Raw genomic sequence first — 10,213 nt, 5'->3', positions numbered from 1 at the left:
GGAGGGGCGGCGACGCCGGGCCGGCCGAGGGGCAGGCCCGCGAGTCCGCGGCGCCGGCGGACGGCGAGGAGGATGCCGGCGGCCGCCGCTGGCGCCGGGGACGTCGGGGCGGCCGCGGCCGCGCCGAGGGCCGCGGCCGGGACGGCGGCGAGGCCACGCTGTTCGAGTCCCCCCTGTCCGAAGGCGCCGCGTTCGAAGCCGACGCGTCGCCCGACGAGGCCGGCGATCCGATCGCCGAGCTGCAGCCGGAGCAGCCGGTGAGCGCCGAGGCCGTCGCCGAGGCGATCGCCGCGGCCGTGCCGCCCGTCGAGACCGCGGTCGAGCTGCCGGTCTCGAGCCCGGTGGAGGCGGCGCCCGCCGAAGCCCCGGCGCAGCCTTCCCCCGAGCCGGCCGCCGCCGAGGAGCCCGCGCCCGCAGCCCCCGCACGGGCTCCGGAGCCGGTGGCGGTGGTGCTCAGCGAGCCGTCCGATCCCGACCGGCCGAAGCGGGCCGGCTGGTGGTCGCGCACCAAGGCGGCGCTCACCGGCGAATGAGCCTGCGCGAGACAGGCTGAACCGGATCCGGCTCACGACACCCCGTGTCGTGAGCCGAATTTTTAGGGGCATGGACATGTATCGGCCGCTGGCGGCCGGGTGGAGCGCCGTTCCTGCGTCCGCCGCCGCCGGTCGCGCCGGGCGGTCCCCGCGGCCCACGGCAACGGGTCGAGGTCCCGGGAACAGCCGAATGTCGGCCGCTCACCGAGCAAACGCGCCCGGTCTAAACCCCTTATTGACCTATTCCATCTTAGGTTGAAGCTTTACGGCAGGGGACACAATCGATGTTGAGCTACTTCCGCAAAGCCAGGACTGAAAGGCCGGCCCTTTCGGTAGTCGCTCCCGCCAGCGTTGCCCCCGCCGTCCTCGACCGCGTCGCCGACGAGGCCCCCGCGCCGGTCGCGCCGCCGGCCGACCCCGAGACGTTGCGGCTGCCCGGGCGCCTGTCGGCCGCGGCCTCCTCGGCCGGGACCTCGATCGGCTGGCTCACCCACGATTCCGCCCAGGTCGCCGACCAGGCCCAGCTGATCGCGGCGGCGAGCGAGGAACTGGCCGCCTCGACCAGCGAGATCGCCGCCCGCTCGCAGACCTCGGCCGAGACGGCCGAGCGTGCGCGCGAGGGCATCGTGGTCTGCGCGGCCGACATGCGCCAGGCCGGCGAGCGGATGCAGGAGATCCAGGTCGGCACGTCCGAGATCGGCGGGCGCCTCGAAGGCTTCGCGGCGGCCGCGCGGCGGATCGAGGAGATGGCGACCGCGATCGCCTCGATCTCGGCCCAGACCAACCTGCTGGCGCTCAACGCCACCATCGAGGCGGCGCGCGCCGGCGAGGCGGGGCGGGGCTTCGCCGTCGTCGCCGGCGAGGTGAAGGCGCTGTCGGGCCAGACCGCCCGCGCCACCGACGAGATCCGCGCGCGGCTCTCCGCGCTCCAGACCGAGCTGTCGGCGATGCACGCCGCGGTCGGCCACAGCCGCGCCGCGGTCGCGGCGGGTTCCGAGGTGATGGACCGCGCCAACGCCCGCGTCGAGGCGGAGAGCGCGGCGGTCGCCGAGGCCGCCTCGGAGATGCGGGCGATGGCCGAGGTGATGGAGCAGCAGATCCTCGCCACCGGCGAGATCGCGACCAATGTCGGCCGGATCGCCGCCGGCACCGAGAAGTCCCGCGGCGAGATCCAGGACGCGATCGGCCAGCTCGAGGCGCTCGAAGCGATGAGCCGCACCCTGCTCGACCGCATGGACGGCGACCCGCTCACCCTCGCCCTCGCCCGCCTGCCGGCCGACTGCGCCGCCTGGAAGCGCCGCCTCGCCTCGGTGCTGATCGGCGCGGTGCCGCATACCGGCATGATGACGATCACCGTCGATCCGATCCTGCCCGCCGGCGTCCGCGCCGGCGTCGCCGATGCCGCCGCCCGCGCGGCTGCCCTCTGCGCCGGGGTGAAGGCGCAGGACTGGACCGCTGCGACCGCCGCCTTCCAGGCCTTCGAGGCGGCGACCGCGACGGCGCTGGCCGCCGCCTCGGTCGCGGACGCCGCCGTCCTGGCGGCCTGACCGGGGCGTCCGCGCCGCGCTCACGCCAGCCAGATTCGCAGGCGCCGCACCGCTTCCCGGCACTCGGCCTCCGAGCCGGCGAAGGAGAACCGGACGTGGTGGTGGCCGGCCTCCCGGTCGAAGTCGAGGCCGGGGGTGGCCGCCACCCCGGCCTCGTGGAGCATCCGCCGGCAGAAGGCGGAGGCGTCGTTGGTGAGGCGGGCCACGTCCGCGTAGAGGTAGAACGCGCCGTCGACCGGATGCGTCCGCCCGAGGCCGAGGCCCGGGAACGCGTCGAGCAGGATCGCGCGGTTGCGGGCGTAGCCGTCGCGCACCGCGTCGAGCTCCTCGGTGGCGTCGAAGGCGGCGAGCGCGCCGACCTGCGAGAGGGTGGGCGCCGAGATGTAGAGGTGCTGGGCCAGCCGCTCGATCGGGCGCACGAGGGCGTCGGGCACCACCATCCAGCCGACGCGCCAGCCGGTCATGCAGTGGTACTTCGAGAACGAGTTGATCACGATCGCGTCCGGGTCGAACCGCAGGGCGGTCGTCGTCGGCACGCCGTAGCCGAGCCCGTGGTAGATCTCGTCGGAGACGAAGGGCAGGCCGAGCGCCCGCGCCGCCGCGCACAGCTCCGCCAGCGCCGCCTCGCCGATCACCGTGCCCGAGGGGTTGGCCGGGCTCATCACCAGAACGCCCGAGAGGGCGTGCGCGGCATGGGTCTCCCGCAGCAGCGCGGCGGTGGGGGCGTAGCGGTCGGCCGCGCGGAGCCGCATCGGCACCGGCACCAGGTCGAGGGCCGCGAGGATGTTGTGATAGGCCGGGTAGCCCGGCTGGGGCACGCCGACGCGGGCGCCGGCGTCGAACAGGCTCAGGAACGCCAGGATGAAGCCGGCCGACGAGCCGGTGGTGACCACGACCCGCTCCGGCGCCACCGCGACGCCGTAACGCTCGCGGTAGTCCCGCGCGATGCGCGCGCGCAGCTCCGGCATCCCCAGGGCCTCGGTGTAGGGCACCCGGCCGCCCTCGAGCGCGCGCTGCGCGGCGGCGATCACCGCCCGCGGCGCCGGCGCCGAGGGCTGCCCGACCTCCATCCGCACCACGTCCTCGCCGGCGCGCGCCTTCCCGGCGGCGGCGGCCATCACGTCCATGGCGAGGAAGGGCGCGACGGCGGCGGCACGGCGGGAGATGGGGATCATCGGATGCTTGTACCCGGGCGGCGGCCGCGGGTCAGCCCTCGGACGGGTCGGCGATGCTGCGCAACCCCCCTCAATGCCCGACGAACCCCGCCGCCATGTTGACGGCGAGCGCCAGCACGCCGGTGTTGAACAGGTAGGCGTAGACCGTCTGCACGGTGGCGATCCGGCGCATGCGCTTGCTGGTGATGTTGGTGTCCGAGGTGGCCGCCGCCGCGCCGATGGTGACGGTGAAGTACAGGAAGTCCCAGAAGTCGGGGGCGTCGTCGCCGTGGAAGTCGAGGCCGCCGCGGCTCTCGCCGGGCGCGTCGTCGCCGTAGTAGACGTGGGCGTAGTGGATCGTGAAGACGAGCTGCACGAAGGCCCAGGTGCACAGCACGGTCGCCCCGGCGAGCGTCAGGTCGAAGACCTTGCCGGCGCCGCTCGCCTTGCCGCCGAGCACCAGCACGCCGACGGCGGCGAAGCTCGCCGCGGCCGCGAGCAGCGTGAACACCGTCACCAGGGCCGCGCTGTCGTCGAGGCGCGACGCCTGCAGGCGCAGGGCGTCGCGCGACTGCCCGGTGGATTGGTGGACGATCAGCATCGCGTAGGCCACGATCCCGGCGCACCAGCCGGCGAGCAGGCGGGTGACGAGGTCGTCGCCCGGCATCAGCAGCGCGCCCGCGGCCATGATGCCGAACGCCGCGAGCAGGCGCGGGCGGAGCCGGAAGGCCCGGATGGGATTGATCATCGGCGTGACGCCTCGCGGGAGAAACTTCGATCGGGCACGACGGGATTTGACCCGCCGCCGTGAAAACGCCTAACCCGGCCGATAGCGGACCGGCCAGACCCCGGTCCGGCCCGCCCGCCGCGCCCGCCCAGCGAGGACGTATGCCTCTCTTCCGTTTCCTCTCGGCCTCCCGCCGCGCGCTGCTGCTCGCCGTCCCCTTGGCCGTTCCCTTGGCCATGCCCTTCGGCCTCCCGGCCCGGGCGCAGACCGCGCCGGCCGCGCCCTTCACCGATGCGCAGCGCGCCGGGATCGAGGCGATCGTCAAGGACTACCTGATCAAGAACCCCGACGTGCTGCAGGAGGCGATCGCCGAGGGCGAGAAGCGCCAGGCCGAGACCCAGCGCCTGGCCCAGGCCGCCGCGCTCAAGGAATCGCAGAAGGCGTTGCTCGACAGCCCGCACGACGTCGTCGCCGGCAACCCGGCGGGCGACGTCACGATGATCGAGTTCTTCGACTACAATTGCGGCTATTGCCGCAAGGCGCTCGGCGACGTGCAGGCGCTGATCAAGGCCGATCCGAAGCTGCGCGTGGTGATCAAGGATTTCCCGGTGCTCGGCCCGGAATCGCTCGAGGCCAGCCAGATCGCGCTCGCCGCCAAGCAGCAGCTCAAGGGCGACAAGCTGTTCGAGTTCCACCAGAAGCTGCTCGAATCCAAGGGCCGGGCGAACGGCGCCAAGGCCCTCGACGTCGCCAAGGCGATGGGGCTCGACGTGGCCCGGCTGCAGAAGGACGCCCAAGGCCCCGAGGTGAAGGCGGCGCTCACCGAGAACCGCGGCCTCGGCGACAAGCTCGGCCTGTCCGGCACGCCCGCCTTCATCATCGGCGACGAGATCATCCCCGGCGCCGTCGGCGTCGACCCGATCCGCAAGACCATCGCCGACGTCCGCCAGTGCGGCCACGCCTCCTGCTGAGGCGAGAAAGGGTGTCGCGAACGCGCCCGGTCGTCTAAGACCGGCGCCTTCGCGGGATCCGGGCCCCGGTCGCGCGGCCGCGCCGGCGGATCGGCGCCGCCGCGGCGGTCACCCCAATCCCAGGTCAAGCCCCCAGAAGACAGGCCCGATGTCCAAGCACGACCCCATCGATGCCGATCTCGTGCGCGAGCTCGCCAACCTCGTCACCGAGACCGGCCTGTCCGAGATCGAGGTCGAGAAGGGGGATCTGCGCATCCGCGTCGTCCGCCGGATCGAGCCCGTGAGCGTCCAGGTGGCCGCGCCCGCCGCGATGGCGGCCCCGGCGGCGCTTGCGCCCGTGCCGAGCCCCGGCCCCGGCGCCGCCCCCGAGCGCGGCAAGACCCATCCCGGCGCCGTGCCGTCGCCGATGGTCGGCACCGCCTACCTGCGCCCCTCGCCCGAGGCGAAGGCCTTCGTCGAGGTCGGCTCCCGAGTCGAGGTCGGCGACAAGCTGCTGCTGATCGAGGCGATGAAGACCTTCAACGAGATCGTCGCGCCCCGCGCCGGCACGGTGGCCGCGATCTTCGTCGAGGACGGGCAGCCGGTCGAGTACGGCGAAGCCCTGATCGTCATCGAGTAGTCGGGCGCGCCTGTCCCCACCCGAACCGCGCACCCTCCGCTCGAAAGCGCCCCTGCCATGTTCGACAAGATCCTGATCGCCAACCGCGGCGAGATCGCGCTTCGCATCCTCCGGGCGTCGAAGGAGCTCGGCATCAAGACCGTGGCGGTGCACTCGACGGCCGACGCCGACGCGATGCACGTGCGGCTCGCCGACGAGAGCGTCTGCATCGGCCCGCCGGCCGCCCGCGACAGCTACCTCAACATCCCCTCGATCATCGCGGCCTGCGAGATCACCGGCGCCGACGCGGTCCATCCCGGCTACGGCTTCCTCTCGGAGAACGCGCGCTTCGCCGAGGTGCTGGCCCACCACGAGATCGGCTTCATCGGCCCCAAGGCCGAGCACATCCGGATCATGGGTGACAAGATCGAGGCCAAGCGCACCGCGCTCAAGCTCGGCATCCCGTGCGTGCCCGGCTCCGACGGCGGCATCGAGGACCCGGAGGAGGCCAAGCGCGTCGCCGCTGAGATCGGCTACCCGGTGCTGGTCAAGGCGGCGGCCGGCGGCGGCGGGCGCGGCATGAAGGTGGCGCGCTCGGAAGCCGAGCTGAGCCAAGCGCTCGGCATGGCCCGCTCCGAGGCCAAGGCGGCGTTCGGCGACGACGCGGTCTACCTGGAGAAGTACCTCACCAACCCGCGCCACATCGAGGTGCAGGTGCTGGGCGACGGCCGCGGCGGCGCGGTGCACCTGGCCGAGCGCGACTGCTCGCTCCAGCGCCGGCACCAGAAGGTCTGGGAGGAGGGCGGCTCGCCCGCGCTCAACGAGGCGATGCGGGCCGAGATCGGCGAGATCTGCGCCGACGCGATGCGCAAGCTCGGCTATCTGGGCGCCGGCACCGTCGAGTTCCTGTACGAGGACGGGCGGTTCTACTTCATCGAGATGAACACGCGGATCCAGGTGGAGCATCCCGTCACCGAGATGATCACCGGCATCGACCTCGTGATCGAGCAGATCCGGGTCGCGGCCGGCGGCGCCCTGTCGGTGGCGCAGGGCGACATCAAGGTCGAGGGGCACGCCATCGAGTGCCGCATCAACGCCGAGCACCCGGCGACCTTCCGGCCCTCGCCCGGCCTCATCACCTACTACCACCCGCCCGGCGGCCTCGGCGTGCGCGTCGACTCGGCCGCCTTCCAGGGCTACCGCGTGCCGCCGCACTACGATTCGCTGATCGGCAAGCTCATCGTCCACGGCCGCACCCGCAACGAGTGCCTGATGCGCCTGCGCCGGGCGCTCGACGAGTTCGTCATCGATGGCGTCGACACCACGCTGCCGCTGTTCCGCACCCTGGTGCGCAACCCCGACGTCCAGAACGGCGCCTACGACATCCACTGGCTCGAGCATTTCCTGGAGGGGGGCGGCCTCGACGCCTGATCTCGTCGCGGCGGATCGGCGCGAAACCGGTCTTCGGCAGGCCCGCGCGGGCTCGAGCCGGGCCCGAATCCAGGATCCCGCGGGGATCATCCGGATTCGATGCGGGGCGTCGGCCGGGGGAACCGGAACGGAAGCGCCCGCCGCCCGTTGCTCGGTCCCATCGCACGCCATCGAAACGGATCTCCATGCGCCTCGCATCCCTCGCCCTCGTCGGCGCCCTGATCTCCGGCCCCGCCCTCGCCCAGGATGCCGGCAACGTCGGCCAGCCCTCGCGCGCCATGCCCCAGGCCGGCCAGACCACCGGCGGCCCGCGCGACACGGCACCCGGCGCCGGCGGCGCGATGACCACCGGCAGCACCGCCACCCGCCCGGCCGGCGAGATGGGCGCGACCCCCGGCGCCGGTGCCGTCGACTCCGCCAAGGGCGGCAACGCCGACCAGACCAACAAGATGGCCCCCAACGCCGGCGCCACCTCGGGCGGCCCCGCCCGCTGATTCGCTCCGCCCGTCGCGAATCGCGAGGCCGGTTCCCGGAAGGGAGCCGGCCTTTTCGTTTTCCCGTCCTTCGCTGCGGCGACCCGGACAGATCGTTCGAGGCGCCGACCGGCCCCCTCTCCCGCACGGGAGAGGGGACCTGCGTTGTTTCCGGCCGCGACGCGGACGCATGACGGCCGGCGCGGTGGGCAGCGCAAGCCCGCCGCACCACCCAGGCTGGACATCCCACCGCCGCCGGACTGGAATGGCCGCATCAGGCGAAGGCCGGCACGGGAGGCGACGATGTCCGATCCGATCGTGATCGCGGGGGCGGCGCGCACGCCGATGGGCGCGTTCCAGGGGGAGCTGGCGCGGGTGGCGGCCCCGGAGCTCGGCGCCGCGGCGATCCGCGCGGCGGTGGCGCGGGCCGGGCTTCCCGCCGACGGCGTGTCCGAGGTGGTGATGGGCTGCGTCCTGCCGGCGGGCCTCGGCCAGGCGCCGGCGCGCCAGGCGGCGCTCGGGGCCGGCCTGTCCGAGGCGACCCCGTGCGCGACCCTGAACAAGGTCTGCGGCTCGGGCATGAAGGCGCTGATGCTCGGCCACGACATGATCGCGGCGGGCTCGGCCGGGACCGTGGTGGCGGGCGGCATGGAATCGATGTCGAACGCGCCCTACCTCCTCGACAAGGCGCGGGGCGGCCAGCGCCTCGGCCACGGGCGCATGCTCGACCACATGTTCCTGGACGGGCTGGAGGACGCCTACGATCGCGGCCGCCTGATGGGCACCTTCGCCGAGGACACCGCGCAAGCCTACCAGTTCACGCGGGAGGCGCAGGACGCCTACGCCCTCGAATCGCTGGCCCGCGCCACCCGCGCGACGGCGGAGGGCGCCTTCGCCGACGAGATCGTCCCCGTCGGCGGGGCCGCGACCGACGAGGGCCCGCGCCGGGCCCGGCCCGAGAAGATCCCGACCCTCAAGCCCGCCTTCCGGCCCGACGGCACGGTGACGGCGGCCAACGCCTCGTCGATCTCGGACGGGGCGGCGGCCCTGGTGCTGATGCGCCGGTCACAGGCCGAGCGCGGCGGCGTCGCGCCGCTGGGCATCGTCCGCGGGCACGCGAGCCACGCCGCGGCGCCGGCCTGGTTCTCGACCGCGCCGATCGGCGCGATCGGCAAGCTGCTCGACAAGGTCGGCTGGCGGGCCGGCGACGTCGACCTCTACGAGATCAACGAGGCCTTCGCGGTGGTGGCCATGGCCGCCATGCGCGACCTCGACCTGCAGCCCGACCGCGTCAACGTCCACGGCGGCGCCTGCGCCCTCGGCCACCCGATCGGCGCCTCGGGCGCCCGCATCGTGGTGACGCTGCTGGCTGCGCTCGCCCGCACCGGAGGCCGTCGCGGCATCGCGGCGCTCTGCATCGGCGGCGGCGAGGCGACGGCGATCGCGGTGGAGCGGACGTCCTGAAGCAGGGTCGAGCGTGGCGGATACCGCCTCGCGTGACGACAATGCGACCACGCCATGAGCCGGTGCTCGTTCCGTGATACGAGGATCGCAAAAAGGGTGCTAGCCGGCAAGCCGACGGTTCGGGGCGGCCGCAACGGCGACCGCCGATTCCCCGAGGCGGGGTCGGTCGCCGAACCGGTGCACGACGTGGCGGCCCAGCGCGATCGCCGGCCTCTCGATCCATCGATACATCAGCGTCGCGACGCCGACGGTCACGAGCGCGGTCGCCGCGGCGAAGACGTGGACCGGGACGACCGGCTCGTATCCCGCCAGCGCGTGCTCGAGCACGACCTGGACCACGGGCCCGAACAGGTAGATCGAATAGCTGATCGCACCGAGGCCGACGAAGACCCGTCCTTCGATCCTGACCTTCACGCCGAGGAGCGCGAAGAGCGCCATCGCCAGCCAGTAGGTGATGACGTACTTCACCCAGCTCTCGTGAAAACCCATGTCGCGATTGTAGGCGAGCACGGACACCAGTGGCACGGCGAGGATCAGCGCCGCCGTCACCAGGGCCGATGCGGAGCCCCAGCCCGCCCGCTGCTCGAAGACATGGTAGCGCAGGCACAGGCCCCAGAACATCACGGCGAGCGAGAGCGGCACCGCCACGGGGAACTTGCGTTCCAGATGGAAGCGCAGGCCGGCCAGGACGACGGCGGCCGCGATGAGCGAGAGCGCGCAGACCACGGCACCCGTGCGGTCGTCGAGGCGACCGATGACGAACAGGCCCACGCAGATGGCGTAGAAGATCAGCTCGATCTGGAGCGTCCAATACAGGCCGATGATGTTCTCCACGCCGAGGAACTGCTGCAGCATGGTCATGTTGGCCGGCACGAGCAGGTTCGGCACGTCGCGGCCGGCCCACACGAACAGGACGAGCAGGCCGCACGGGATCGAGAGCCAGTAGGCGGGATAGAGGCGGAAGAACCGCGAGACGGCGAAGGCCAGGACCGGTCGGCGGCTCGGCTTGAAGAGCGAGAACGGGACGACGAAGCCGGAGACGGCGAAGAACAGCGTGACCGCGATCTTGCCGACGTCGAGATACGCGGTCAGGTGCCCGAGCAGGTCTCGCTCCAGCGGAGACGGCCCGAGCTGAGCCCTGAGACCGAATTCGACGGTATGGGCGTAGATCACCGCCAAGGCGGCTAAGCCGCGGATCGAATCGATGCAGTGGAGGCGGCGCATGACGGCATCGATCGCGTTCGCCCTCGGATGCAGGGCGCGGCGACGATTGCAGGCGGTCCGAGTCTCGACAAGCCGCTTCGAAGGGCTTGGT

At 73.0% G+C, this 10,213-nt stretch carries 9 protein-coding genes and 1 pseudogene; 7 read left to right on the top strand and 3 right to left on the bottom strand.

Annotation, left to right across the window (positions count from 1 at the left end):
- Window positions 1-533: pseudogene (locus MKK60_RS15770) on the top strand (ribonuclease E/G); the annotation flags it as partial.
- 284 nt (window positions 534-817) lie between these two features.
- Window positions 818-2,080, top strand: coding sequence for a methyl-accepting chemotaxis protein (locus tag MKK60_RS15765; protein WP_243987050.1), 1,263 nt, complete (start codon window positions 818-820; stop codon window positions 2,078-2,080).
- Between the two features lie 20 nt (window positions 2,081-2,100).
- On the opposite strand, the gene MKK60_RS15760 is transcribed toward MKK60_RS15765, so the two are convergent.
- Both MKK60_RS15760 and MKK60_RS15755 read right to left on the bottom strand, forming a co-directional pair.
- Window positions 2,101-3,255, bottom strand: coding sequence for a pyridoxal phosphate-dependent aminotransferase (locus tag MKK60_RS15760; protein ID WP_243987048.1), 1,155 nt, complete (start codon window positions 3,253-3,255; stop codon window positions 2,101-2,103).
- 70 nt (window positions 3,256-3,325) lie between these two features.
- Complete coding sequence (locus MKK60_RS15755) at window positions 3,326-3,982, bottom strand: DUF1345 domain-containing protein (protein ID WP_243951655.1); 657 nt, start codon at window positions 3,980-3,982, stop codon at window positions 3,326-3,328.
- A 140-nt stretch (window positions 3,983-4,122) separates the two neighbouring features.
- Between MKK60_RS15755 and MKK60_RS15750 the strand changes: the two genes are divergently transcribed.
- The 5 genes from MKK60_RS15750 (at window position 4,123) to MKK60_RS15730 (ending at window position 8,898) form a co-directional block, all read left to right on the top strand.
- A complete protein-coding gene (locus MKK60_RS15750) occupies window positions 4,123-4,932 on the top strand; it encodes a DsbA family protein (protein ID WP_409567410.1) in 810 nt (269 codons plus the stop codon).
- A gap of 148 nt (window positions 4,933-5,080) precedes the next feature.
- Window positions 5,081-5,551 carry an acetyl-CoA carboxylase biotin carboxyl carrier protein gene (gene accB / locus MKK60_RS15745; protein WP_243937055.1) on the top strand — a complete coding sequence of 157 codons (471 nt, stop codon included), beginning with the start codon at window positions 5,081-5,083 and terminating at the stop codon, window positions 5,549-5,551.
- A 57-nt stretch (window positions 5,552-5,608) separates the two neighbouring features.
- The gene (gene accC / locus MKK60_RS15740; protein ID WP_147729490.1) at window positions 5,609-6,961 is read left to right on the top strand and encodes an acetyl-CoA carboxylase biotin carboxylase subunit; all 1,353 of its coding nucleotides are present in this window, start codon (window positions 5,609-5,611) and stop codon (window positions 6,959-6,961) included.
- A 185-nt stretch (window positions 6,962-7,146) separates the two neighbouring features.
- Window positions 7,147-7,455: a hypothetical protein gene (locus MKK60_RS15735; protein ID WP_243987040.1), complete on the top strand. Its 309-nt coding sequence runs from the start codon at window positions 7,147-7,149 to the stop codon at window positions 7,453-7,455.
- A 282-nt stretch (window positions 7,456-7,737) separates the two neighbouring features.
- On the top strand, window positions 7,738-8,898 hold the full coding sequence (locus MKK60_RS15730; protein WP_243938322.1) for an acetyl-CoA C-acyltransferase: 1,161 nt from the start codon (window positions 7,738-7,740) through the stop codon (window positions 8,896-8,898).
- Between the two features lie 99 nt (window positions 8,899-8,997).
- On the opposite strand, the gene MKK60_RS15725 is transcribed toward MKK60_RS15730, so the two are convergent.
- Entirely contained in the window at window positions 8,998-10,122 is a 1,125-nt protein-coding gene (locus MKK60_RS15725) for an acyltransferase (RefSeq protein WP_147844088.1), read from the bottom strand.
- Between the last annotated feature and the right edge of the window lie 91 nt (window positions 10,123-10,213).

This window comes from Methylobacterium sp. J-092, assembly GCF_022829325.1.
GTDB lineage: Bacteria > Pseudomonadota > Alphaproteobacteria > Rhizobiales > Beijerinckiaceae > Methylobacterium.
The sequence above is the reverse complement of the archived record's forward strand: the minus strand, read 5'-3'. Positions and strand labels throughout refer to the sequence as shown.